Source organism: Mycolicibacterium hodleri (genome assembly GCF_025822245.1).
Taxonomy (GTDB): domain Bacteria; phylum Actinomycetota; class Actinomycetes; order Mycobacteriales; family Mycobacteriaceae; genus Mycobacterium; species Mycobacterium hodleri.
In genome coordinates, this window is record NZ_JACKTL010000043.1 from 220,991 (window position 1) to 243,495 (window position 22,505).

General features: G+C 67.6%; 27 protein-coding genes. 12 read left to right on the forward strand and 15 right to left on the reverse strand.

From position 1 onward, the window contains the following. Positions 1-33: 33 nt before the first annotated feature. Positions 34-960, reverse strand: a complete 927-nt coding sequence (locus H7J06_RS19455; RefSeq protein WP_264040672.1) for an NADP-dependent oxidoreductase — start codon at positions 958-960, stop codon at positions 34-36. A 71-nt stretch (positions 961-1,031) separates the two neighbouring features. On the opposite strand from H7J06_RS19455, the gene H7J06_RS19460 reads away from it, so the two are divergent. Next, positions 1,032-1,412 carry a winged helix-turn-helix transcriptional regulator gene (locus tag H7J06_RS19460; RefSeq protein ID WP_264040673.1) on the forward strand — a complete coding sequence of 127 codons (381 nt, stop codon included), beginning with the start codon at positions 1,032-1,034 and terminating at the stop codon, positions 1,410-1,412. 27 nt (positions 1,413-1,439) lie between these two features. Here the strand turns inward: H7J06_RS19460 and H7J06_RS19465 are convergent, their stop codons facing one another. Then, on the reverse strand, positions 1,440-2,009 hold the full coding sequence (locus tag H7J06_RS19465) for a cupin domain-containing protein (protein ID WP_264040674.1): 570 nt from the start codon (positions 2,007-2,009) through the stop codon (positions 1,440-1,442). A 95-nt stretch (positions 2,010-2,104) separates the two neighbouring features. Between H7J06_RS19465 and H7J06_RS19470 the strand changes: the two genes are divergently transcribed. Continuing rightward, positions 2,105-2,683, forward strand: a complete 579-nt coding sequence (locus H7J06_RS19470) for a TetR family transcriptional regulator (RefSeq protein ID WP_264040675.1) — start codon at positions 2,105-2,107, stop codon at positions 2,681-2,683. Here the strand turns inward: H7J06_RS19470 and H7J06_RS19475 are convergent. Beyond that, positions 2,667-3,119, reverse strand: coding sequence for a hypothetical protein (locus H7J06_RS19475; protein WP_264040677.1), 453 nt, complete (start codon positions 3,117-3,119; stop codon positions 2,667-2,669). The two genes, H7J06_RS19470 and H7J06_RS19475, sit on opposite strands and share 17 nt — an antisense overlap. Before the next feature lie 147 nt (positions 3,120-3,266). Here H7J06_RS19475 and H7J06_RS19480 point away from each other — a divergent pair, with 147 nt between their 5' ends. Beyond that, the gene (locus H7J06_RS19480) at positions 3,267-3,881 is read left to right on the forward strand and encodes a TetR/AcrR family transcriptional regulator (RefSeq protein WP_264040678.1); all 615 of its coding nucleotides are present in this window, start codon (positions 3,267-3,269) and stop codon (positions 3,879-3,881) included. Here H7J06_RS19480 and H7J06_RS19485 read toward each other — a convergent pair whose 3' ends face one another. After that, positions 3,882-4,901: a zinc-dependent alcohol dehydrogenase family protein gene (locus H7J06_RS19485; RefSeq protein ID WP_264040679.1), complete on the reverse strand. Its 1,020-nt coding sequence runs from the start codon at positions 4,899-4,901 to the stop codon at positions 3,882-3,884. A 159-nt stretch (positions 4,902-5,060) separates the two neighbouring features. On the opposite strand from H7J06_RS19485, the gene H7J06_RS19490 reads away from it, so the two are divergent. Beyond that, complete coding sequence (locus H7J06_RS19490) at positions 5,061-6,182, forward strand: epoxide hydrolase family protein (RefSeq protein ID WP_264040680.1); 1,122 nt, start codon at positions 5,061-5,063, stop codon at positions 6,180-6,182. Positions 6,183-6,185: 3 nt separating this feature from the next. Here H7J06_RS19490 and H7J06_RS19495 read toward each other — a convergent pair whose 3' ends face one another. Together H7J06_RS19495 and H7J06_RS19500 are read right to left on the reverse strand one after the other, a co-directional pair. Next, on the reverse strand, positions 6,186-6,716 hold the full coding sequence (locus H7J06_RS19495; protein ID WP_264040681.1) for a hypothetical protein: 531 nt from the start codon (positions 6,714-6,716) through the stop codon (positions 6,186-6,188). Positions 6,717-6,822: 106 nt separating this feature from the next. After that, the gene (locus tag H7J06_RS19500; protein WP_264040683.1) at positions 6,823-7,302 is read right to left on the reverse strand and encodes a MarR family winged helix-turn-helix transcriptional regulator; all 480 of its coding nucleotides are present in this window, start codon (positions 7,300-7,302) and stop codon (positions 6,823-6,825) included. Positions 7,303-7,506: 204 nt separating this feature from the next. Here H7J06_RS19500 and H7J06_RS19505 point away from each other — a divergent pair, with 204 nt between their 5' ends. The 3 genes from H7J06_RS19505 (at position 7,507) to H7J06_RS19520 (ending at position 10,663) form a co-directional block, all read left to right on the forward strand. Continuing rightward, positions 7,507-8,910 (forward strand): NAD-dependent epimerase/dehydratase family protein, encoded by a 1,404-nt coding sequence (locus H7J06_RS19505; RefSeq protein WP_308205809.1) that lies wholly within the window; start codon positions 7,507-7,509, stop codon positions 8,908-8,910. Positions 8,911-9,007: 97 nt separating this feature from the next. Continuing rightward, on the forward strand, positions 9,008-9,634 hold the full coding sequence (locus H7J06_RS19515) for an NADPH-dependent F420 reductase (RefSeq protein ID WP_264040685.1): 627 nt from the start codon (positions 9,008-9,010) through the stop codon (positions 9,632-9,634). A gap of 45 nt (positions 9,635-9,679) precedes the next feature. Then, positions 9,680-10,663 (forward strand): NAD-dependent epimerase/dehydratase family protein, encoded by a 984-nt coding sequence (locus H7J06_RS19520; protein WP_264040686.1) that lies wholly within the window; start codon positions 9,680-9,682, stop codon positions 10,661-10,663. Between the two features lie 49 nt (positions 10,664-10,712). Here the strand turns inward: H7J06_RS19520 and H7J06_RS19525 are convergent, their stop codons facing one another. After that, complete coding sequence (locus tag H7J06_RS19525; protein WP_264040687.1) at positions 10,713-11,228, reverse strand: nitroreductase family deazaflavin-dependent oxidoreductase; 516 nt, start codon at positions 11,226-11,228, stop codon at positions 10,713-10,715. A 114-nt stretch (positions 11,229-11,342) separates the two neighbouring features. On the opposite strand from H7J06_RS19525, the gene H7J06_RS19530 reads away from it, so the two are divergent. Next, a complete protein-coding gene (locus H7J06_RS19530) occupies positions 11,343-12,635 on the forward strand; it encodes a sensor domain-containing phosphodiesterase (RefSeq protein ID WP_264040689.1) in 1,293 nt (430 codons plus the stop codon). A 125-nt stretch (positions 12,636-12,760) separates the two neighbouring features. Here the strand turns inward: H7J06_RS19530 and H7J06_RS19535 are convergent, their stop codons facing one another. From H7J06_RS19535 to H7J06_RS19545, 3 genes are all read right to left on the reverse strand, one after another. Continuing rightward, entirely contained in the window at positions 12,761-12,922 is a 162-nt protein-coding gene (locus H7J06_RS19535; RefSeq protein WP_264040690.1) for a hypothetical protein, read from the reverse strand. An 84-nt stretch (positions 12,923-13,006) separates the two neighbouring features. Then, on the reverse strand, positions 13,007-13,501 hold the full coding sequence (locus H7J06_RS19540; RefSeq protein WP_264040691.1) for an MFS transporter: 495 nt from the start codon (positions 13,499-13,501) through the stop codon (positions 13,007-13,009). A gap of 58 nt (positions 13,502-13,559) precedes the next feature. Further along, on the reverse strand, positions 13,560-14,624 hold the full coding sequence (locus tag H7J06_RS19545) for an alpha/beta hydrolase (protein ID WP_264040692.1): 1,065 nt from the start codon (positions 14,622-14,624) through the stop codon (positions 13,560-13,562). Between the two features lie 141 nt (positions 14,625-14,765). Here H7J06_RS19545 and H7J06_RS19550 point away from each other — a divergent pair, with 141 nt between their 5' ends. Then, complete coding sequence (locus H7J06_RS19550) at positions 14,766-15,278, forward strand: TetR-like C-terminal domain-containing protein (protein WP_264040868.1); 513 nt, start codon at positions 14,766-14,768, stop codon at positions 15,276-15,278. Positions 15,279-15,350: 72 nt separating this feature from the next. On the opposite strand, the gene H7J06_RS19555 is transcribed toward H7J06_RS19550, so the two are convergent. The 4 genes from H7J06_RS19555 to budC all read right to left on the reverse strand — a co-directional run bounded on the left by H7J06_RS19555 (position 15,351) and on the right by budC (position 17,821). Further along, positions 15,351-15,767, reverse strand: coding sequence for a PPOX class F420-dependent oxidoreductase (locus H7J06_RS19555; RefSeq protein WP_264040693.1), 417 nt, complete (start codon positions 15,765-15,767; stop codon positions 15,351-15,353). An 80-nt stretch (positions 15,768-15,847) separates the two neighbouring features. Further along, the gene (locus H7J06_RS19560) at positions 15,848-16,540 is read right to left on the reverse strand and encodes a helix-turn-helix transcriptional regulator (protein WP_264040694.1); all 693 of its coding nucleotides are present in this window, start codon (positions 16,538-16,540) and stop codon (positions 15,848-15,850) included. 20 nt (positions 16,541-16,560) lie between these two features. After that, positions 16,561-16,965, reverse strand: coding sequence for a nuclear transport factor 2 family protein (locus H7J06_RS19565; RefSeq protein WP_264040695.1), 405 nt, complete (start codon positions 16,963-16,965; stop codon positions 16,561-16,563). Between the two features lie 85 nt (positions 16,966-17,050). Continuing rightward, entirely contained in the window at positions 17,051-17,821 is a 771-nt protein-coding gene (gene budC / locus H7J06_RS19570; protein ID WP_264040696.1) for a meso-2,3-butanediol dehydrogenase, read from the reverse strand. Positions 17,822-18,304: 483 nt separating this feature from the next. Here budC and H7J06_RS19575 point away from each other — a divergent pair, with 483 nt between their 5' ends. Together H7J06_RS19575 and H7J06_RS19580 are read left to right on the forward strand one after the other, a co-directional pair. Further along, entirely contained in the window at positions 18,305-19,669 is a 1,365-nt protein-coding gene (locus H7J06_RS19575; RefSeq protein ID WP_264040698.1) for an NAD-dependent epimerase/dehydratase family protein, read from the forward strand. Then, a complete protein-coding gene (locus H7J06_RS19580) occupies positions 19,669-20,508 on the forward strand; it encodes an SDR family NAD(P)-dependent oxidoreductase (protein WP_264040699.1) in 840 nt (279 codons plus the stop codon). Before H7J06_RS19575 ends, H7J06_RS19580 begins: the two co-directional genes overlap by 1 nt. A 16-nt stretch (positions 20,509-20,524) precedes the next feature. On the opposite strand, the gene H7J06_RS19585 is transcribed toward H7J06_RS19580, so the two are convergent. Further along, on the reverse strand, positions 20,525-21,334 hold the full coding sequence (locus tag H7J06_RS19585) for an LLM class F420-dependent oxidoreductase (protein ID WP_264040700.1): 810 nt from the start codon (positions 21,332-21,334) through the stop codon (positions 20,525-20,527). Positions 21,335-21,504: 170 nt separating this feature from the next. Between H7J06_RS19585 and H7J06_RS19590 the strand changes: the two genes are divergently transcribed. Next, positions 21,505-22,437 carry an MBL fold metallo-hydrolase gene (locus H7J06_RS19590; protein ID WP_264040701.1) on the forward strand — a complete coding sequence of 311 codons (933 nt, stop codon included), beginning with the start codon at positions 21,505-21,507 and terminating at the stop codon, positions 22,435-22,437. Positions 22,438-22,505: the final 68 nt, after the last annotated feature.

The following is a 22,505-nucleotide window of genomic DNA, read 5'->3' on the forward strand; positions in this document are numbered from 1 at the left end:
CGGCGCGGTGGCGCGGCAGCCCGTAGTCGACGCTCAGACAGTTAGGACGAGCTTGCCCTGAAGGTGCCCGGCGTCGAGAAGCCGGTGCGCGTCGACGACGCGGTCGAACGGGATCGTCTCCTGCACGTGGACCCGGAGCTTGCCTCGTTCGACGAGGTCGACGAGTCCGCGCAGGGCCACCGGATCGGGGTCGACGGCGACGCCGCTGAACCGCTTGCCGGCCCGCTCGAATGCGGCGACCAACTCCACGTCGCCCTCGGCGACCGCGGTGACGAGGTGGCCGCCCGGGCGGAGCACTCCCAGCGATCGCTCGGCGCTGTCGCCGCCGAGCGTGTCGAGCACCAGGTCGACGTCGCGGACGACGTCGGCGAAGTCGACCGTCGCGTAGTCGATCACCTCGTCGGCGCCGAGCCCTTCCACGAACTCGCGCTTGCTGCCACTCGCGGTGCTGATCACATACGCACCAAGGGCTTTCGCTATTTGGATGGCGACGTGTCCGACGCCACCGCCGCCGCCGTGGACCAGGACGCGGTCGCCCTCGCCCACGCCGCCGAGGTCGACCAGACCCTGCCACGCCGTCAGCCCGACCACCGGCAAGGCCGACGCCTCGACGTGGGAGAGCGACGGCGGCTTGAGCGCCAGATGCAACGCCGGCGCGGCGACCAGTTCGGCGTATGCGTTGGCGGGGCGAGGAAACAACGGCATGCCGAACACCTCGTCGCCGGGCGCGAATCGGCCCGTCAGGGCCTCCTCGACGACTCCGCTGACGTCCCAGCCGAGGATGAACGGCGGCGGGCCGAGCAGTGGGAACTCACCGCCGCGCAGTCGCGCCTCCAGGGGGTTCAACCCGATCGCGTGGACGCGGACGAGCACCTCGGTGGGAAGTGGCCGGGGTGCGGGCGCCTCGACGACGGTGAGCACCTCGGGGCTGCCGAATTCCTGCTGGGTGATGACTCGCATGACTCTCCTGGTCGTTGGGGATCCAGATCGAGCCTAGGTAGTCGTCGGTTACCTCCGGGTACCTTGGCACCATGAGCGAATTCGGTTCCAGCGGCGTGTTCCTCGCCGACTGTCCGGGGCGGATGGCGGTGGAGTTGATCGCCGACAAGTGGACCGTGGTCGTGCTCGCCGGCCTCAGCGGGGGGCCGGTGCGCCACGGCGAATTGGTCGACATGATCGGCGGCATCTCGCGGAAGGTGCTCACCCAGACGCTGCGGCGGCTCGAGGCGCACGGACTGGTCCGTCGCCACGCGTATGCAGAGATGCCGCCGCGCGTCGAGTACGAGCTCACCGCGCTCGGGCAGACGCTCATCGACCCGATCCACGTCCTGACCGAGTGGGCGAGAGCCAACGGTGACGCGGTCCTCGACGCACTCGACGCCAACTCGGAGCCGGTCGTCCGGCACGGCTGAGTTCCACCGCCACAACGGCTTCGAGCCCTACCGCACGTTGGGGTCGGCGACCGTGAAGTCCCACGTTCCTTCGGCGAGGTCGGCGAGGCGTTGCAGGTAGGCCTCGCGGGCCGTGTCCGACGTCCCCGTGCGTTCCCGGTCCAACACCGATACCCCGAGATTGGCCGGCGGAAGGGTCTGTGCCGTGGCCGCGACACCGTAGAACGGTAGATGGTCGTCGAAACCGCCCGGAGCGTAGAAGTTCAGCAGCCGGGCGTCCTCGTCGGACACGACCCGGAACGAGTGCCTGGTGGACTTTGGCACCCACACCGCAGACCCCGCGCCGGCTCGCACGACCTGCTGGTCGACGCCGATCGTCATCTCGAGCTCGCCTGACAGCACGTAGAAGCCCTCCGCCTGACGCTCGTGGACATGCGCCGGCGGGCCGGCTCCGGCGGGCACGATCTGCTCGAGAAGTGTGATCTCGCCGAGGGTTTGGTCGGCCGACATCAGCACGTTCCACAGGGCGCCTCGATACCAGTACGCGGGGGAGTGGCCGGCCTGCTCGACCACTACTTCCGCGGCCCTGCCCGTCCCCCGGGTGTCGTCGGTCGTCATCACGTGTCTCCTCGGCTCGGTTCGTCGCTGTTGTCGCGGCGTGACATCACCGTAGCACTGATGTCGCGGCGTGACATATGGGCTAGCATCGGCTCATGCCCCGGTGGGAACACGGCAGCGAAGGGCGTCTCAAGCAGGCCGCGATGGAGCTGTTCGACGAGCAGGGATTCGAGAACACCAGCGCCGTTCAGATCGCCGAGCGGGCCCGCGTCACCACCCGAACCTTCTTCCGGTACTTCTCCGACAAGCAGTCCATCTTGTTCGTCGACGCCGATCTGCTGCGGACGGAGCTCCTTCGGGGGATTCACGACGCTCCGGACGTCACGGAACCCCTAGGGGTCGTGACGCGGGCCTTGGTGGAATTCGATTGGGAAGGGTTGGGGCCGAAGGAATCTCAACGTCGGCGCGACGCCATGATCACGTCGACTCCCGAACTGCTCGAGCGCGAGTTGAACAAGCAACAGCAGATGGGCGACGCGTTCGGCGACGCCCTTCGGCAGCGTGGAGTCGAGCCGCAGGCCGCCGAACTCGCGGCGCGGGTGGGGATTCAGGTCTTCCAGACGGCCTATCGACGGTGGCTGGCCGACGACGACGCGACTGACCTGGCAACCATCATGGCGGCGTCGATGTCGACCTTGGCGGGCCTCGTGCCCGCCGTCAGCCGACGGTCGTGATGCCGGCAGTCGAGATGACGAACCCGCGGCCGTGCGCCGCCGTGCAGGTGACCCCGGTTCGTGCGGACGCACACTGGAACGGCCCCAGCGACACCGACTGGCCGTATGCCAGGGTCGGGGTGCCTTCGGCGGCGTCCCCGACGCACTGTGGACCCGAGCAGGTCGTGACGGTTCCGAGGTCGTCCATCGACGCCGACCGGGCCGGCTCGAGAGTCTTGCAGTACACCGAATCGGGACCCGTCCGGCCGCCCGTGTCGACCTCGCAGTCGATCCGGTGCGACGGCGAGTAGAACCCGCAGAAAGCGCCTACCTGGGGGCAGATCGAGGGGTCTGCCGCTGCGACCGGCGTCATGACGGAGGCACTGGCGGCCACCGTCACCGTGGCGGTGACGACCCATCGCAGGGAGCGGTGTCGGCGGACGGCGGTCGTGAGCACGGGCACCACCATCGCAGATTTGGCGTCTCGTCGCTGAGATATCGTTGCGGCACCGTTTCCGAGGAGGGCCCGCGGGGTCCACTGGTGCCCTACGTCGTGATCAATAAACTCGACGGGGTGTCGATTATGGCGATGTACGATCGGCGCGTGTCATCGCCCACGGGACAGTCGCCTCGGCGCCGGACGGCTCCGCGCAAAGGCGATCTACGCGAAGCGGCGATCTTGGACGCAGCCGAACGGCAACTGTCCGATCGCGGCGCGGATCGCATCACGGTCGAGACGATCGCCACCGCCGCGGGTATCACTCGCGGCGCGCTGTACTTCTACTTCGGGTCCAAGAACGACGTGCTGGCGGCGTTGGTGCAGAGGACGGCAGCAGCCGTCGTCGCCGAGATCGAAGACGCCGAACGGTCCACGCCCCAGGATCCTCGAGAAGCCCTGCGCCAGGGGGTAAGTCGAACCGCCGCGTCGTGGGCCCAGCACGGGGCGGTGATGCGTGCGGCGGTGGAGTTGTCTCCCGGCGTTCCGCAGATCGAGGCGTACTGGCAGGGCGCGATCGTGGCGACGGGTGAGGCCACCCGCTCGGCGCTGGGGCGCTGCGGTGTACCAGACGACGACGGTCCCCACGGAGCCCGGGCCATCAGCGCGGCCCTGGTCTCGATGACCGAGCGGTACTTCTACCGTGCCTCCAAGAACGGGACGTCCCTTGCCGACGCGGCCGAGACGTTGACCCACATCTGGCTGGCCGTCCTGCCGAGGTGACTATCCACACTCGACGACGATCTTGCCGAAGGCGCCGCGATCGAGGTGATCCAGCGCCGCGTGCAGCTCGGTCAACGGGTAGCGGGTGTCGATCACCGGAGTGAGCCCGGTGCGGTCGACGGCGTCGACGAGCCGCACGAGGGCTTTCCGATGACCCGTGGCGATGCCGTGAATGGTGACGTCCTTGAGCATCAGCGGCATCACCGGAGCGGTCACTTCGAAGCCGTCGAGTGCGCCAATTTGGTAGACGTGTCCGCCGACCGCGGTGACGTGAATCGCCTGCCCGAGATGCGCACCGCCGACGAGTTCCATTACGTGGTCGGCGCCATGGTCGCCGGTGACGGCGAGCACGGCGCCAACCCAATCGTCGTGGCGACGGTCGACGCCGTCGTCGGCACCCAACGCGAGGGCGCGCTCCAGCTTGTCGGCGCTCCCGGAGACGATCACCCGTGCACCATGCAGTTTGGCGATCTGGATGCCGAACAGTGCGACACCTCCGGTGCCTTCCACGAGCACCGTCTCCCCGGGACGTACGTGACCGCGCTCGGCCAGCGCGAACCATGCCGTCAGCCCAGCACACGGCAGGGTTGCGGCTTCGGCGTCGCTGAGCGTCGCCGGCGCGCGGACCAGCCAGTCCTGAGGCACCGCGACGTACTCGGCGAGCACACCCGGATAGAAGCCGCCAAGCGTGCGGTACGCCGGGGTGCGGGCATTGCCCGGGCGTAGTCCGTCCACCCAGTCCGGCGTGAACGTCGAGATGACGCGGTCCCCGTCACCAAATCTGGCTGCGTTGTCTCCCAACGCGACAACGGTACCGGCGAGGTCGGAGCCGGGTGTGAAGGGAAACGCGAGCGGAAGATCTCTGCCGGTCTCGACCACCATCTTGTCGCGGTAATTCAGCGCGACGGCCGCTACCCGAACCAGCACCTCGCCGGGACCCGGCCGGGGGATCGGCACCTCCCGCAGCGTCAGTTCGTCGCGGCCGATGGCATCCATCGCCCAGCGCCTCATCTGCGTCATCCGAACTCCCTGCTGCAGTTCCTTGTGTCCTTCGAAGTGGGCCACCGGACGGATCTATTCCCGACGGTGCGATCTCGACGCCGATGGGCCGGCCAGATCAGCGCCGTGGCGTCAGTCGGTTAGCGTGGACCCGAGGCTGCGCCGACGAAGGGAGCCGATGTGGTCGCCGAGCCATTCGAGGTCGTCGTGACCGAGGTCGAGATCGCCGATCTGCGAGAGCGGTTGCGACGGACGCGGTGGCCCGAGCCCGAGCCGGTGGACGACTGGTCACAAGGCGTGCCGCTGGCATATGCCCAGGAGCTCTGTCGTAGCTGGGCCGAGGACTACGACTTCGGATTCGCCAAGCGGCTCAACGTGTTTCCGCAGTACCGCGACACGGTGGACGGGCTGGGCATCCACTTCGTCCACGCCCGCTCGCCGGAGCCGCATGCGTTTCCCCTGGTGCTCACGCACGGATGGCCCGGATCGGTGCTCGAGTTTCTGGATGTCATCGGCCCGCTGACCGACCCGGGTGCGCACGGCGGGAACCCAGCCGATGCGTTCCACGTCGTCGCGCCGTCACTGCCCGGCTACGGCTGGAGCGACAAGCCGTCGACGACGGGGTGGGGCGTCGAACGCATCGCCCGCGCCTGGGACGCGTTGATGGTGTCGCTGGGCTATGGGCGGTACGGCGCGCAGGGCGGTGACTGGGGTTCGGCGGTGTCCGGCGCACTGGGGGAGGTGGCGCCGGAGCGGGTCGCCGCCGTTCACCTCAACATGGGGTCCGCGCCGCAGGGCACGTTCGATGACCCGACGCCCGCCGAACAGGCGAATCTGTTGGCGGTCAAGGAATTCCAGCGCACCGGCCGGGGATACTCGGGGCAGCAGTCGACGCGGCCGCAGACCCTTGGCTACGGCCTCACCGACTCACCGGCCGGCCAAGCCGCTTGGATCGCCGAGAAGTTCTGGGCCTGGACCGACAACGACGGTCACCCCGAGGACGCGGTGACGCGCCAGCAGATCCTCGACGAGATCTCGGCGTACTGGTTCACCGCGTCGGCCACGTCCTCGGCGCGCCTGTACTGGGAGAGCTTCACCAGCTTCCGGGACAAGGTGACCGCGCCGTCCGGCCTGTCGATCTACCCGCGTGACATCGCCCGCCCCTCGCGGCGCGAAGCCGAGCTGAGGTTCACCGACCTGCGCTGGTTCGAGGAATTGCCACGCGGCGGCCACTTCGCCGCCCTGGAACAGCCGGAGTCGTTGGTCGAGCAGGTGCGCGGGTTCTTCCGCCTCTTTCGCTGACCCTCAGCAGCGCGGGTTGGCCAGCGACGTCGGCGCGTCGGGGGTGGCCGCGGTGCTGTACAGCGTTGCAGGCATGCCGCGGAAGCGCATGTTCGGGCCACCCCCCTCGGCGCTCGGTACGCCATCCGGGTACGCAATCACCAGATTGCCGTAGAACATGGTGCCCGCCGGGCACGCCGCGTCGGGAGCCTGTGGGGCCGGCTCGTCGGCATGGATGACCGCGGGGAAGGAATCTCGGTGCCCAGCAGCACAATTGGGTTCGCACACGTTGTAGCTGTACGTGCCGGTGCCCTCGGCGCCGTCCGGGCCGTAGCGGGTCCACGTGATGCCGGTCAGCTCCTTCGACCCGTCGGCGCAGGTTTGGAACTGAGCCTGAGTCGGCCGTTCGGTCGGGACGGTGTCCCCGCCGTAGCAAGCGGGAAGTGCGTAGACGGTCGGCTGGGCGTCGGCAACGGCAATGCCGAAATAGCTTGCCGGGCAGAGGATCGCACTTGTCATCAGCAGGGCCGCCGAACGTCGACGTGCAGTCAGCATGCTCGGAGTGTAACCACGGCGCAGCGCCTGGCGGAGGCGATACCGTCGATTTGGCTCGTCGCGTGGAGGGGACGGATCCACCCGCCATGTGTCGCATCGTGAAGGACTACGAGGAGTCGACCTCGCCGGGGGAGCCGTCGTCGTCCAGGTGGTGCAGGATGCGTTCGTGGAGGGCGGTCAGTATGTCGAGCTCGGCCGGGGTCATCAGATCGAGGAAGTTCCGGCGGACGTCCGCCACGTGCCCGGGTGCCGCCTTCTCGATGGCGGCGCGGCCTGCCGGCAGCAGGCAGACCATGGTGCTGCGGGCGTCACCAGGATTGGGCTCGCGCCTGATCAGCCCGTCCGACTGCATGCGCCGCACCTGGTGCGAAACCCGACTCTTCTCCCAATCCAAGGCGTTGCCAAGGTCGCGGGCGGACATGCGGTCGCCGTCGAGAGCTGAGAGCACCGCCAGGACCTCGTAGTCGGCCCCGGAGAGGCCCGATTCCTGCAAGCGTCGCGACAGGTGTACCTCGAGTCGGTGATGCGCGTATACGAAAGCTCGCCAGGCGCGGTCTTCTGGCGCGCTCAGCCAGTGTGGCTCCATCGGTCTCCAAGTTCGCACGTTTGGTTGACACGTCTACAAATCGAGTTATGGTGGATCTGTCAACCATTCCATCGTATCCATGACGAGCTGCTTCACGAGCGGCATCGGCGTCGGCAGTGGTGCACGAGCGCCGACATGGAAGACGCCCGGCGTCGTCGCCCTGAATTGATCCACTCGCACCATCGATCTCACGAGGAGTACAAAATGCGCGTTTTCGTCACTGGCGGAACCGGTCACGCCGGTTCGCACATCATCCCCGAACTCGTCGGCGCCGGGCACGAGGTCACCGGGCTGGCCCGTTCGGACGCATCCGCAGCGGCGGTGTCGGCGCTCGGCGCGACGGTGCGCCGCGGCGACCTCGAGGATCTGGAAGGGCTCAAGGAAGCGGCCGCGAACTCCGACGGGGTCATCCACGTCGCACACCGACAGGACCTTCTTCCGACCGGCGGGATGGACGCCGTGGCGGCCGCCGAACTCCAGATCATGCTCGCCTACGGCGAGGCACTCGCGGGAAGCGGAAAGCCGCTCGTCGCAGCGGGCAGCATCGGTGGCCCTGGAAATCTGGGCCGGCCGGCCACCGAGGACGACCCGGCCCTTCCCAGCCGCGACGAGGACACGGGGACGCTCCGGGCTCGTAACGTCGTGGAACGGACTGTCATCGGCCTCGCCGAGCGGGGAGTGCGGTCCGCGATCGTGCGGCTGCCCCTGATCGCGCACGACACGACCGATGACGCCGGCTTCCTGCCGGGGCTGATCGCGCTCGCGAAGGAGAAGGGCGTCGCCGGTTACCCCGGGGACGGCCGAAACCTGTGGACCGCCGTCCACGTCCGTGACGTCGCCTCGTTGTTCCGCCTGGCGTTGGAAAAGGGCCCGGCCGGTCGATATTGGCACGCCGTTCAGGATGAGGGCATCCCGTTCCGCGACATCGCCGAGGCCATCGGCAGCCGTCTGGATCTGCCCGCCGTGAGCATCCCCATGGATGTCCTGATGCTGCCGGGATACTTCGGCCAGTTCACGAGCCTGGTGACCGGAACCTACCCGGCGACCAGCCTCATCACCCGCCAGAGCCTGGGCTGGGACCCGCGGAGCCTGGCCTGTTCGCCGATCTGGACAACGGCCACTACTTCTCCGGCCGGCCGACGGTTCAAGCGTACCAATGAGATTCGCACGACAAGGAGCACGGCCATGACCACGTTCGCGCCGCATCGCGCCACCTTGGAGTCCTTCGTGGACTGCATCAACGGTGGCGCAGACAAAGACACGCTCACGGGTTTGCTCGCCGAGAACGTACGACTGTACGGCCCGTTCGGAGACGACCCCGTGATCGGCCGCGAGACCGCCGTGGAAACGATCGTGAAAGTCAACGCATTGTCCAGCGACGACACCTATGTCGAGGTGCTCAGCGGTGAGACCCACCACGCCGCACACTTCCGACTACAGGTTGGAGACGCCGCAGTCAACGGCATCTTCTTCGTCCTGCTCGACGCGGACGGCAAGATCGCCGAGGTAAACATCTTCTACCGCACACTGCCGGCCGGCGTCGCACTGCAGCGGAACCTCGCCGAGGCAATCGGCATGCCGCCCTGGGAATTGCGCACCACCGCGTAGCCGCGAGGCGCACCGGATCGGTTCCGGCCTCCGCACTTCCCACCTCTATTTGGTGGATCAATCAATCAATTAGGCAACTCTGACGTTAGGACGACTCATGAAAAGCATCAGCATCATCGGCACCGGGAACATGGCCCGTGCGATCGGCGCACTGGCCGTAGCGGGCGGAAACGCCGTCGAGGTCATTGGCCGCGATCAGGCCAAGGCCGCCGACCTGGCGCAGACCCTGGGCGCCAGTGTCACGACGGGAGATTTCGGCGCCGTCCCCACGGGGGACATCGTCATCGTGGCCCTGAGGTACGCCGACGTCGTTCCGGTCGTCACCCAGTACGGAGACGCGCTGTCGGACAAGGTGATCGTCGACATCAGCAACCCGTTCAATTCCGAGGCCGACGGGCTCGCCATTCCCGACGACACCTCGATCGCCCAGGAAGTCGCCAAGGTGGCCCCGCCCGGTGCGAGCGTGGTGAAGGCCTTCAACACCGTCTTCGGTCACGTCTTGGAGAAGGGGCAGACGCCGGACGTGTTCTTCGCCGGCGACGACGCGCACGCCAAGGCGGCCGTTTCGGAGTTCGTCGCAAGCCTTGGCTTGCGGCCTCTCGACGTCGGCGGATTGGGCATGGCGCACTGGTTGGAGGGAACCGGCCTGGTCCTCATGGGTCTCGCCCGTCACGGGCTGGACAACTTCGACGTCGCTCTCGGCGCCACCGAATTTCCCGGCTGAGCCGTCCACGTTTTGCCCCTGCTCGAGCCGGGAACAGCAGTCGCCATGGCACTTCGCGTGGCAGTCACCGGGCCGACCGGGGAAATCGGGATCTCGACGATCGAGGCGCTCGAGGCCCATCCCGACGTCGAGCAGATCGTCGGAATGGCCCGGCGGCCCTTCGACCCCGCCGAACGCGGGTGGGCGAAGACGATGTACCGGCAGGGCGACGTCTTGGACAGAGACGCGGTCGACGCGTTGGTCGCCGACGTCGACGTGGTCGTGCACCTCGCGTTCATCATCATGGGCACGCGGAAGGAGAGCGCCAGGATCAATCTCGCCGGCACCCGCAACGTCTTCGAGGCCACCGTGGCCGGCGGACCGCGCCGTCTGGTCTACACCTCCTCGGTGGCCGCGTACGGCTACCACCCGGACAACCCGGTGCCCATCACCGAGGACGTTCCGACGCGTGGCACGCCGGAGCACTACTACTCGGAGCAGAAGGCCGCGTGCGAGGCGGTGCTCGCCGAAACCACCGCGGGTTCCGCCCTGGAGGTCTACGTGCTGCGCCCGTGCATCGTCGCCGGGCCCAAGGCGCCCGCACTGGCTGAGGCGATGCCGTGGAATCAGCTCCCCGGGGTGGTGCGTCGACTCACTCGTGCTCTGCCGGTGCTCAAACCGCCGATGCCGGACCCGGGCACCCCGGTCCAGTTGGTGCATCACGACGACGTCGCCTCGGCGATTGCCTTGGCGGTCACCACCACGACTGCGCCGCCCGGGGCGTACAACATCGCCGGCGACGGGTTGCTGACGTTCTCCGACGTCGGCCGGGCACTGGGGGCCCGGCCCGTCAAGGTACCCCGTGTCGCAGCAGTCGTCACGTCGGAGGTGTTGGCGCGCCTGCCGTTCGTACCGTCGGCGCTGGAGTGGCTGCACGCGGGCCGCGCCTCGACGGTCATGGACACCAGCAAGGCCAGGGATCAGCTTGGGTGGCAGCCGAAGTACTCGGCCGCGGAGACCCTGTCAGCCCTGGCGAGCGCCGTCGGGTGAGCCAATGGCGGTGCATCAGAGCAGGATTCGACACCCGACGGAGCCGTCCCTACGGCGTCGTGTCTCCGGACGTCTCGGTGAAGGACACGACCGGTATGCGCCGGCCGGCGGCCATCCGCTCGTAGTCGGCGTAGTTCGGGACGAATTGCTTGGCGAGGTCGAACAGTCGGTCCCGTTCGGCACCGGTCGTCTCCTCGGCGACGAAGGTTCCCGTGTAGCCGCGTGCCGACAACGTGACGCGGGGTTGCGCCTTCACGTTGTGGTACCAGGCGGGATGGCGCTCGCCGCCGTAGTTGGACGCAACGGTGATCACCCGGCCACCGTCGGTGAAGTACGTCAACGGCGTGCTGCGCCGCTTGCCCGTCTTGGCGCCGGTGTGGGTCAGCAGCACCTCGGGGAGTACCAGCGACATCGAGACGTGGCCTTTGGTCAGCCTGATGACGGCGCGGTCGACGCGCCAGCCGTAGCGCTTGAGGAACCGGCGCGCGACGTCGGTACCCATCAGCTTGGCGCCTGCCTTGAACAACGGCGACGGCGCCGTCGGTTCGACTTCGGGAATGCCCATGCTTGGCGACGGTATCTCAGGCGCGGCGCCGTCCTTCGCCGGATCGGTACATCGCCTGGTCCTTCGTGGGCAGGGTAGTTTGCAGGAGAGCAACGTTGGAGGGGGCTGGCAGGCATGGCCGTAGAGGTTCGCGGCACCGGCGCGACTGCCTCGTCGCGGCGCCGTCGAGGCCAGGTCTCGCCTGGGCAGATGGACGCCGCCGTTCGGGGCGTTGGTCTCTCGTCGGCCTTTCAGCCGATCGTGGCGCTGCCCGACGGTGCGGTCGTGGGCTTCGAGGCGTTGGCCCGATGGCCGGAGTCGACTGGTCTTGGTCCGCAGGCGGTCTTCGCTCGGGCGGCGGCCCTCAACCGCGTCGACGAGCTCGATCGGTTGTGCGTCGACACCGCCATCACGGGGGCCTTGGCGCAAGGTCTGACGCGAAATGCGTTGCTGTGCATCAATTGTGAACCTTCCAGCACAATGGTGGGCCTGGCGCAGAACGCCGTTCTCAAGCGCGGGCACACCGAACTGCAGTTGATGTTCGAGCTCACCGAGCGAAGCCTGCTCGCTCACCCGCGTGCGCTGCTGGCGAAGGTCGACACGCTGCGCGGCGACGGTTTCGGAATCGCGCTGGACGACGTTGGGGCCCACCCCGATTCGCTGGCGTTGCTGGACGTGATTGCGCCCGACGTGGTGAAGCTGGACATGGGGCTGGTTCAGTCCCAGCCCGATGACGCGCAGGCGCGGACGCTGTCGGCGGTTCTGGCTCATCACGAACGAAGCGGGGCGGTGATTCTGGCCGAGGGCATCGAAACGGACGACCACTTGGAGCAGGCGCTGGCCGTAGGGGCGACCCTGGGTCAGGGCTACAAGTTCGGGCGCCCCGGCGCCTTGTCGCACAACCCGCGGGCAGTCGGCTGGTCGCTGCCTACCCGAACGCCTCGGCCTGGGCTCGCGTCGGGCTCACCGTTCGACCTGGTTCGGGGTCGGGCGACGATCCGCACCGGCAGGAAGCAGACCCTGACCGCATTCTCGCGACACATCGAAAGCCAGGCCCACGACTCGGCCGATCCGCCGATTCTGCTGACGGCGTTGCAGCATGCCAAGCACTTCACCGAGCGCACCCGACACGCTTACCGGGAACTCGCTGCCCGCTCGTCGATGGTCGCAGTCTTCGGAGCGGACATGCCTGCCGACTTTGGCTCCGGCGTGCGCGGCATAGCGCTGCAGCCCGACGACGCGTTGGCGAAGGAGTGGAGCGTGGTGGCGTTGGGACCCCACACGGCAGCTGCGCTCATCGCCCGCGAACGCGACGAAGACGCCGACGGCAACCGTCGCGACGAAGACCGACGGTTCGACTTCGTCATCACCTACGACCGGGCCATCGTGACGGCCGCTGCGTGCAACCTGCTGGCGCGAGTGCCCTAGCCGACGTTCAGGCAGTCGGGCGGCGATCAAGAAGGTTTGTGCCGCACCAGTTTTGCAGTCCAGGTGGACGAAAGCAGCTTCATGACCGGCGCCGAACTCTGCATGGACGGCGGTATGGCCCAGGTCTAGGCGTCCGGATTGCCGGCCTCGTTGGCGTCCCCGGGGTGGGGCACGTTGTCCTCGTCGACGTAGGCCGCGTGATCGGTGTCGACGCCCTCGTGGTCGCGTGGACCCTCGTTGGATCCGTTCGCCTCGACCGCATCTGCGGCGTCACTGGGCATCGTCATCGTGTGTCCTCCTGGTCAATCCGATGGGCTCGTCCCACCGGAATGCGCGTCCGCAGGCGAGTGCCCCGTCTTCGCCGAGCCGAATCATGTCGCCAAGAGAGCCAGCGCCGGCACCGCTATCGCCGCTCGCCAACCCCGGTAAGGGGTGAGCAGACCGCCGGTCAGGCTGCCGCAGCCCGACGCGGTGGCCTGGCACACCGCCACCGCAGCCAGGGCGCTGACCCGGCCTTGCCGATCCAGCGTCTGGTCGATGCAGGCGTAGATGCAGATGACCATGCCGCCGGCGCCGAACCCGCCGAGCAGCCGGCCTACCACCACGACGGCGAGCACCGGTGCGACGGCGGCCAGGACCGAACCGACTGCCATGGTTAAAAACGAGAACCCGAGCGTGGTCCGCAGCCCGAACCGCTGCGCGAGGCGCCCGCCAAGCGGCATCGCCACGGCTGCACCCAGCGACCACACCGAGATGATCCACTCGGTGGCGGCAAAGGAGACCCCCAGTGCCGAGGACACCGATGGCAGGGCCACCGATGGTGCGCCGACGGCTACGGAGACCGGGGCGGCCAACGCGCCCAACACGATTCCGACCCGTCGCGCCGAGATCGCGGGCGGGCGATCCGGCGAACCGGCCGTCGGGTCAGAGATTCTTGTCCCGGAGCCAGGTGCGGATCGCCTCGACGTGTTCGGCCTTGAGTTCCAACGGTAGCCAATGTCCGGCGGGCATGCTCACCACGGTGAGGTCTGTGCAGGCCGCACGCATCGGGTCGCCCTGGTGGTTGCCGGTAATGCTGCAGATCTGATCGAAGTCGCCGTTGACGAACAGCACGGGCTGCGAGAGGCGGCCGCCGTCGGGCGCCGCTCGCGCGTAGGCGAGGGCAGCGTCATCGTTGAGGTACCACGCGCAGCCGGGGCCGAAGCCGTGAACCTCGAACGCCTGAACCAGCGCCTGGAAGTCTGCCGTCGGCCAGAGAGCGGGGTCGGGGTCGGTGGGCGGGGCGTGGTGCGCGGCGCCGAAGCGACCGCCGTTGCGCTGAACCACCGCGTTGGGGGAGATCGCGCCGACGCTGGCGGGGTTGCCCGGCCGGAAGATCGACGCCAGCGATGCCGACAGGTCGGCGTCGAGGTCGGCGACAGCTAACTCGAAATGCGTTGTGTAGTAACGGTAGTAGTCCCATTGACCGTCGGGATACTCGTCGACCGGATAGATCGACCGGTCCACCAGCGGAATGACGGTTGCCATGGCGTGGCCTTCGGGGTAGTACGCCAACGAGGTGAGCACGACGCCACGGCTGCGCTCGGGCTCGTGGGCGGCCAGATCACCGACCACGACACTGCCCCAGTCGTGACCGACCCAGATCGCCGGCGCGCCACCGAGGTGGTCGTGAAGCTCCGCCATGTCTGCCACGACTTCCCCAATGGTGTAGGCGTCGTTGTCTGCCGGGGCGCTGGACTTACCGTATCCGCGGAGATCTGGTGCAACGCAACGCCATCCGTCGGTGGAGAACGCATTCATCTGGGCGTGCCACATCAAACCGATGCTCGGCCAACCGTGGACGAAGATCATCAGCGGTCCGTCGGCCGGCCCACACTCCAGGTAGTGCGTCGAGTGGCGGGGCGTGGTGTGGGTGTGTGACACCAACGTCGTGCCCGTGCCCGTGCCCGTGGCATGGGCACCGGGCACTCGGGCAGAACGGTCGGACACGAGGACTCCCATCGGAAAGCAACGATCTTTGCTTTTCACTGTAGGCAGCACGTCACCGAAAAAGCAAAGAACTTTGCGTATGATCGAGACGTGGGTGATCAAGAAGCCGCGACCCGTTCCGGGGGGCGGACCAACCGGGTGATGGCGGCGATTTATTCCTCCGTGGGCGAGCTCGTCGCCGAGGGCGTCGGCAAGATCAGCTTCCCCGTCATCGCCGAACGAGCCGGGGTGAACCCGACGACGCTGTACCGACGCTGGGACCACGTCGGCGCGCTCCTCGAGGAGGTCGCGGTTGCCGCCCTGACGCGGGACGGCGAATCGGCCCCCGACACCGGATCGCTCGAGGGAGACCTCACCGAGTGGGCGGTCGTCATTGCCCGGGACATCACGCGGCCCAAGCGGACTCGCTATTTGCGCGCGATGGTGTCAGCCCGCCTCGAGATCGTCTCGAGCTGCCCGGTCATGGAGACTCGTCGTGAGCAAGCGACGGAGATGGTCCGCCGTGCTCGTGAACGCGGAGAGGCGACCCCATCGGTCGCACAGATCCTCGACCACGTCATCGCGCCGCTGTATCACCGTGTCGCCTTCGCCCTCGAGGTCGACGACGAGTACCCCCGCCGGCTGGTCCATGACGTGCTGGCCATGGTCCGCTGAAGGCGCGCGGGGATCGTCAAGAGGTGGTCCGCAGACTGGCCATCGCTGCCGCCCCCGTCCAACCGCGGTGACTCAGGCCTGGTCGTTGTTCTTGTACGCACCCCATCCGTGCACCCGGTCGATCTCGATGAGAGCGCTGACGCGTGGTCGGTCTCGCCGAGGGTAGGGCTTCCCCTGGTAGTGCTGAGACACCGCGTCGATGTCGGCCATGCCGTCGTCGTCGTAGATGTCCACGACTCGGCCGATGAGGGTGATGTGGGTGTACCAACTGGCTTCGTCGAGCACGGTGAGTGACACCCGCGGATCTTTACGCATGTGTCCCAACCGCTTTCGGCCAACGTCCATGTTGACCAGGATGTGTTCGTCTCGCAGCAGATACCACGTCGCGGCGGAAACTGGCTGTCCGTCACTTCGGATGGTGCTGATGACCGCGGGGTTGGGCTTGGCCAACATCGCCTTCTGTTCGTCCGTCAGGTTCGTCGATGACATCGTCGTCTACTCCTTCTCGGTGCTCGCCGTTGCCTCTGCGAAGCATGCGGGTAAAGCCTATGCGGCAGAACCTCTCGTGGTCACCCCAGCCGCCGCGTGCGCCACCGCGACAGATCCTCGTCCAGCACCGCGGGATCGCGTTCGGGGAACACCTCTGCGGTCATCTCCAGGTGTCGGATGCGGTCGAGGTGAAATCCGCGGATGCCCTCGCGCAGCCGGCACCATCCCACGAACATCCACGAATCACCTCCGCGTAGCAGACCCATCGCCTCCACGTCTCGGGTGGTGTGGGTCTGGCCGTCCTCGGAGGCGTACGCCAACCGCACGACCCGGCGCGCGGCGATTGCCTCGGGAATCAGCGAGACCGCCGCTTCGGACGGCGACGGGGAGTCGATGACGAACATCGACGCCAACGCCTCGTCGACCGGGGCGAGCTGATCCTCGCGGCTGATCGCGAGGACCTTCGCCCGCGCCCGCCGTGCCGCCGCGCCGTACGGCGAGGTTTCGAGCAAGCCGAGCCCCGCGAGCACGGCCAGCGATTCCGGCACCGTGAGGTTCAGCGGCGGCAGGGAGTGTTCCCGCAAGATCGAATACCCACCCGACGCCCCGTGGTCGGCGTAGATCGGAACCCCCGCGAGTTGCAGAGACTGCACGTCACGTTCGATCGTGCGCTTCGACACCTCGAACTCGTCGGAGAGCCGAGCGGCCGACAACGGCCGCCGTGAGGCCCGCAGCAGATCGACCAGCGCGTACAACCGCTCGGCTCTCCTCATGGTGGTGAGTCTTCCCGTTTTTAGGTGAGGTGTGTGCGCGTCCCGGTCGTCGACCACACTTCACGGATCAGCCCGTCGTGGGTGAAGTCGAAGACGTCGATGCCGCCCGCGGCGAGCGCACCGTCGCCCACGTTCCACAGCATCCGCCCGTGCGCGCCGTCGACGGTGCGCGAGACCTCGGTGAACACCACGTCCGGGTGCAACTCGCGGTACCGGTCCAGGAAACCTACGAAGCTCTCCGCGCCCAGCACGTCGTCGCCCGGGTTCGACCCGTCCGCCTCGGAAATCAGAAAGTGAATCCGGAAGTCGTCACTGCAGATCCGACGCGCGATCTCAATGTCGCCGTTCCACATCTGCAACCACACCGCGAGTGCCGCATCCGCAACAGCCGGGTTCGTCTCCATCGTGTTCGTGTCTTCGTTCATGACATCAGCATCGGAGACGGTCGCGACAACGGTATGTCGGTGTTTCCGTGTCAAATCGCGGACTTCGGTCAGAAGGCCGCCACGATCAATGCGCCTGACCCGTGCTGGCCGAGGTTCCGCCGTCAACTGGTAACCAGGCACCCGTGATGTAGGCCGCGTCAGCGCTGGCGAGGAACAGCACGGCAGGCGCGATGTCGGCTGGTTGGCCCGGCCGCCCGAGAGCGATCCGGTTGACGGCAGCCGCCAAGGCCTTCTCGTCGTCTTCGACGTGCTTGGTGATGTCGGTGATCGTCAGCGCGGGCGCCACGGCGTTGAAGCGGACGCCGCGTGGACCGTAGTCCAACGCAAGCGACTGCACGAAGTTCATGATTGCGGCCTTGGTGGCGTTGTAGGCGGCCTGTCCCCAGTCGCCCCGCAACCCGGACACCGAACCGACCACGACGACGTTCCCGGCGGACTTCTCGAGCGCGCCGATGCTGTGACGGACGACGTGCACGAAACCGTCGATGTTGGTGCGGCGGATGGATTCCCACCCGTCGAGGGTCATCTCGTCGAAGGGGCCGCTGAAATACGCCGCGGCATTGTTGACGAGGACGTCGAGTGCACCGAACCGCTCTACGACCGCGTCGACCATCGCCTTCACCGACGCGTCGTCGGTGACGTCTGCCTCGACCGCAAGCGTGCGGTGGTCGGGATGGCCTTGCAGGACGGCGTCGAGTTTGTCGCGTCGTCGCCCGCTGATCGCCACGTTGGCGCCGTTGTCCAAGAACGCCTCGGCAATCGCGCGACCGATGCCGGAACCGCCGCCGGTGACCAGGACCGTCTTTCCCGTGTAGGCGTAGTCGTTCACCGTCATGCTCGTCTCCTACTCGTCGAATCCGCGCTTTCAACGTACCCCCGGAATCGGTGTCACTCCCCAGGCCACCGACAGGTATTCGGAGCACCGACGACGCGCAGCGCGAATCATGGCCGTAGGACAACGGGTCCGGTCTCACCACTGGTGGTGACGGAAGCTGCGGGTGCCTGGCCCCCTACGCCCGAGTCACGACGATGCGGCCTGACGGCGTCGACTCCACCCGGTTGAGGACGAAGCCTGCGGCCTCGGCCGACCGTGCGAACGGCACGCCCCCAGTCAAAGCCGCGTGTCGGACACATTAGTGGTTCCTACCCGCCGACCCCTGGGTCAAACGAGCGACTGCGCCCCGTAAGAAATGTCGGAAACGTCAGAATTTCCCAGTGGGATCACGGGTTTCACGCTTCCGCACCAGTGCATCCCACACAGAGGCAAAGCATCCGCACTCCGTTTGGAGGATCCCATGGCACCACATACGACCTCGTGATGGCGCGGCCGCGACGGATCGTCGTCACCGGCGCGTCCGGCAACGTCGGGGCAGGCGTTCTGCGCGCACTCGCCCGGTGTGAACCCGACGCCGAGGTGATCGGCGTCTGCCGGCGGCCCCCGACGCACGGCGAGCTGTACCGCGGCGTCCGGTGGCACTCCGTCGACCTTTCCTCTCCGGACGCCGCCTGGGACTTGGCGCCGGCGATGCGGGACGCCGACGTGGTCGTGCACCTTGCGCTCGCCATCCAACCCGCGCATGACGACGGCTATCTGTACCGGGCGAATGTCTCTGGGACACAGGCGCTTCTGGACGCCATGGTGACCGCGGGCGTCCGGCACCTGGTGTACGCGTCCAGCCTGGGGATCTACGCACCCGGGCTGGGAGAGCCGGTGTCGGAGACGTGGCCGACCACCGGCCAGCCGTCGTCGACCTACAGCAGGCACAAGGTCATGGTGGAGACGATGCTCGACGAGTTCGAACTCCGGCGTCCCGACGTGGTGATCGCCCGCTTCCGTCCGACGGTGGTGGTACAGCGCGAGGCGGCGTCGGAACTCCGGTCGCTCTACGTGGGTCCCGTCGTCCCGCAGACGGCGTTCACGCTCCTACACCGCCGGCTCTTGCCGATCATTCCGCTGCCCGAAGGTTTGGCCTTGCAGTTCGTCCACGCCGACGACGTCGGTGACGCAGCGGTCCGTCTGATGCAGCGACGCGCCCACGGCTCCTTCAACGTCGCGGCCGACGCCTTGGACCAGGCTCACATCGCGGCACTGGTGGGCGCGCGTCCTGTCGAGGTGCAGCCCGCGCTGATGCGGCGGGCCGTCACGGCGTTGCATCGTCTGCGTCTGGTCGCGGTGACGCCCGGTTGGTACGACGTGGCGACCAGGTCCCCCCTCATGGACACCTCGAAGATCCGCGACGAGTTGGACTGGCGCCCTGCGCATTCGTCGACCGACGCGGCGCGCGAATTGATCGACGGCCTCGCCCACGGCGCCGTGGGACCCAGTGCGGCGATGGGGTCGAGGGAAGGCGGTCGGATGACTGGGCCGACGACGATCGACCGCGTACACGACACGACCCTGCTGCTGTGGTGCGTCATGGCCGTGACGCGCGCGTCGAAACCGGGACGGCCGGGACTGCTGCACGGTGCCGTCATTGCGGCGAATTTGATCTCGGGCACCCCCGCCGCGCTCACCCGGGTCCGAGAGCGGCGTCGAGATCTCGTCGCGCTGCTGGCACCCGCTGCCGTCGGCGCGGCGGTCCTGGCCAGCGCACGTGGTGGCCGCGCGGCGGTGGCGGCCACCGCAGTCCTCGGTGGACTCGGGCTGACCGAGTGGTGCCGCACCAAGCGAGAGGCGAATTGATGGGAGCGCAGAGGACGACCGGCAGGCCTCGAATAGTCGTGATCACCGGCGCGTCCAGCGGCATTGGTCGGGAGACGGCCCTGCGCTGCGCCAGGCGGCGCGACCGTGTAGTGCTCGCCGCCCGTTCCGAGGGCATGCTGCGCGAGGTGGCCGAGGAGTGCCTCGCCGCGGGTGCCCGCGACGTGGTGGTTCAGCCCACCGACATCGGTGAGGCCGACGAGGTGCAGCGGTTGTTCGACCTTGCGGTCGACGTGTTCGGGGGAGTCGACGTCGCGGTGCAATGTGCAGCGGTCACCGCGTTTGGCAGATTCGAGGATCTGCCCGTCGACGTCTTCGAGAGGATCATCCGCACCAACCTGATCGGCGCGGCCAACGTCGCACGGTGTGCACTGGTGCACTTCCAGGCGCGCGGTGACGGGCACCTCGTGTTGGTCGGGTCACTTCTCGGAGAAGTCGCCGTTCCCTACCAATCGGCCTACGTGGCAAGCAAATTCGCTTTGAACGGGTTGGTTCGCGTTCTCCGACAAGAGAATCGGAGCACACCCGGCGTGCGCGTGCACGGAATCTACCCGGGCCCGGTGGACACCCCGGTGTATGGGACTGCGGACAATTATCTCGAGCAGACCCCGCGCGTGCCGCCCACCGCCGACACGCCGGCGTCGGTCGCCAAGGCGATCATGCGGGAGGCGGACCGCAGTCACTCCACCGAGCGGCACATCGGCTGGTTCACTCTTCCTGCGATCGTCGCCTACCGCCTGCTCCCGAGCGCGTTCGACGCACTGATCGGGCCGCTGCTGCGGGCGACGGCCTTCACGACCGAGAAGAACGGTGTCCGCTGACGGGGGGACCTCGTGGCTAGCCGTTGTCCCGCCACGCGAGCACCTGCTTCAGAGACGTCAGGTCGTAGCCGTCGTCGGAGGTGAGTTCGGTCTGAAACAACGTGACGCCTGCCTCGCGGAAGGCGTCGGCGCTGTCGGCGTCCGCCCACAGCGTCGAGCGTTCGATGTCGGCGCCGGTGCGGCCGAACGTCGCCGCCAGTTCGTCGACGCGGTCGCTGGACTTGCGGAACGCGTCGAGGTCCTGGAATGCGTGCCAGATGTCGGCGTGCCGGGCAACGGCGGGCAGCGAGCGCTTGGGGCCCGTGCCGCCGATGAGGATCGGCAGCTTGCGCACGGGCGGCGGAACGAGTGCATTGAGCCGGTTCTCGATGCGAATCAGGCTCTCGTCGAACAGGTCGAAGCGGGAGCCGAAGGTGCCGAACTCGTAACCGTAAGTGGTGTAGTCCTTTTCGTACCAGCCCGCGCCGAGGCCGAGGATGAGCCGGCCGCCGCTGATGTGGTCTACGGTGCGCGCCATGTCGGCGAGCAGGTCCGCGTTGCGGTAACCGACGCCGGTGACGAGCAGCCCGATCTCGGCGTGCGAGGTAATCTCACCCCATGACGCGAGCGCGGTCCAGCCCTCGAAGTTGGCGACGTCGGGCTGCTCGTCTGACATGACGGGTTTGCCGTCGACGATGCCCTCCATTGCCGGGCGGTGGAAGTGGTCGTAGCCGAAGATCACGTCGACGCCGAGGTCGTCGGCGGCCACGACGGCATCGCGCCACGTGGCGTAGTCGGGTGCGCCGCCGGGCTGGATCTGGACGGCGACGCGGACGGGACGGCTCATGGATGCTCCTGGGTCGGGGAGGATGCGACTCTGAGACCAAGCTCACCGGACGCGGGTTTATTCCGGATGCCGGGCGATTCCGTTGACGACGATGGTGAGTAGACCGTCGCGTGGGTCACGACTACGTCACCTCAGGCTGACGACCCGCGCATCGGTGTACGTTCGCCTTCGTGGGTAGCGACGATCGAGTACGAAACATCGTGCTGGGTGATGTCGAGGTCATCCGTGTCGTCGAATGGCACGAGCCGTTCCTGCCGACGACGGAGTTTCTGCCCGACGTCGATGCCGAAGTGTGGACGGACAACGCGAACTGGCTGACTCCGGAGCACTGGCAGCCCGACACCGGCCGGATGGTCATCGCGCTCCAGTCGTGGGTACTGCGAAGCGGCGGTCGCACCATCCTGGTCGACACGGGCGCCGGCAACCGGCGCGAACGACCGGGCATGGCGCCATGGTTTCACCAGCGTGAAAGTGACCTGCTCGCGCTACTTTCGGAGGCCGGGGTCCAACCGCACGACGTCGACGTCGTCGTCAACACCCATTTGCACGTTGACCACGCAGGCGGGAACACCGTCGACGCGGGCGGTCGGTGGGTACCCGCGTTCCCCAATGCCCAGTACCTGATTCCCGCTGCCGACGACGCCTTCTATGGTCCCGACAATGCGAGCGGCGAAGGGCTGGGGGAGGTCGACCGCCTGGTCTACGAGGACAGCGTCGCCCCGATCCACGAAGCGGGACAGGCCGTTCTGTGGGATGGGGTCTACACCGTCGACGAACACCTGACCGTGGAGTCGGCGCCCGGCCACACTCCCGGTACATCGGTTCTGAGGCTGGCGTCGGGGAGTGATCGGGCGGTCTTCGCCGGAGATGTCTTGCACAGCCCCGTGCAGATTCTCGATTCCTGTTGCAACAGTGCGTTCTGCTACATGCCTCAGGAAGCCGCCGCCAGCCGCCGCCGCATACTGGAGCGGGCCGCTGACGAACGCGAGCTGCTGATGCCCGGGCACTTCGGCGCACTGGAAGTCCGGCGGAGCAACGGCGAATTCGCCGTCGACCGGTGGGCTGCCTTCGGCCCGGGGTCGGCGAACGGCCAAACCGACTGAGCGGCCCCGCGTGCTCGCGCACGACGTGTTTTCGATGCCGTGCCAGCTCCACCCAAAAAGCCCCGGCC

Coding starts and splice junctions, on each gene's coding strand:
- H7J06_RS19580 (WP_264040699.1), top strand. CDS start 19,669: ATGGGAGCGCAGAGGACGACCGGCAGGCCTCGAATAGTCGTGATCACC.
- H7J06_RS19495 (WP_264040681.1), bottom strand. CDS start 6,716: ATGCTGACTGCACGTCGACGTTCGGCGGCCCTGCTGATGACAAGTGCG.
- H7J06_RS19525 (WP_264040687.1), bottom strand. CDS start 11,228: ATGGGCATTCCCGAAGTCGAACCGACGGCGCCGTCGCCGTTGTTCAAG.
- H7J06_RS19575 (WP_264040698.1), top strand. CDS start 18,305: ATGGCGCGGCCGCGACGGATCGTCGTCACCGGCGCGTCCGGCAACGTC.
- H7J06_RS19520 (WP_264040686.1), top strand. CDS start 9,680: ATGGCACTTCGCGTGGCAGTCACCGGGCCGACCGGGGAAATCGGGATC.
- H7J06_RS19550 (WP_264040868.1), top strand. CDS start 14,766: ATGGCGGCGATTTATTCCTCCGTGGGCGAGCTCGTCGCCGAGGGCGTC.
- H7J06_RS19500 (WP_264040683.1), bottom strand. CDS start 7,302: ATGGAGCCACACTGGCTGAGCGCGCCAGAAGACCGCGCCTGGCGAGCT.
- H7J06_RS19470 (WP_264040675.1), top strand. CDS start 2,105: ATGCCCCGGTGGGAACACGGCAGCGAAGGGCGTCTCAAGCAGGCCGCG.
- H7J06_RS19485 (WP_264040679.1), bottom strand. CDS start 4,901: ATGACGCAGATGAGGCGCTGGGCGATGGATGCCATCGGCCGCGACGAA.
- H7J06_RS19530 (WP_264040689.1), top strand. CDS start 11,343: ATGGCCGTAGAGGTTCGCGGCACCGGCGCGACTGCCTCGTCGCGGCGC.
- H7J06_RS19560 (WP_264040694.1), bottom strand. CDS start 16,540: ATGAGGAGAGCCGAGCGGTTGTACGCGCTGGTCGATCTGCTGCGGGCC.
- budC (WP_264040696.1), bottom strand. CDS start 17,821: ATGACGGTGAACGACTACGCCTACACGGGAAAGACGGTCCTGGTCACC.
- H7J06_RS19465 (WP_264040674.1), bottom strand. CDS start 2,009: ATGACGACCGACGACACCCGGGGGACGGGCAGGGCCGCGGAAGTAGTG.
- H7J06_RS19555 (WP_264040693.1), bottom strand. CDS start 15,767: ATGTCATCGACGAACCTGACGGACGAACAGAAGGCGATGTTGGCCAAG.
- H7J06_RS19460 (WP_264040673.1), top strand. CDS start 1,032: ATGAGCGAATTCGGTTCCAGCGGCGTGTTCCTCGCCGACTGTCCGGGG.
- H7J06_RS19585 (WP_264040700.1), bottom strand. CDS start 21,334: ATGAGCCGTCCCGTCCGCGTCGCCGTCCAGATCCAGCCCGGCGGCGCA.
- H7J06_RS19505 (WP_308205809.1), top strand. CDS start 7,507: ATGCGCGTTTTCGTCACTGGCGGAACCGGTCACGCCGGTTCGCACATC.
- H7J06_RS19515 (WP_264040685.1), top strand. CDS start 9,008: ATGAAAAGCATCAGCATCATCGGCACCGGGAACATGGCCCGTGCGATC.
- H7J06_RS19455 (WP_264040672.1), bottom strand. CDS start 960: ATGCGAGTCATCACCCAGCAGGAATTCGGCAGCCCCGAGGTGCTCACC.
- H7J06_RS19535 (WP_264040690.1), bottom strand. CDS start 12,922: ATGACGATGCCCAGTGACGCCGCAGATGCGGTCGAGGCGAACGGATCC.
- H7J06_RS19565 (WP_264040695.1), bottom strand. CDS start 16,965: ATGAACGAAGACACGAACACGATGGAGACGAACCCGGCTGTTGCGGAT.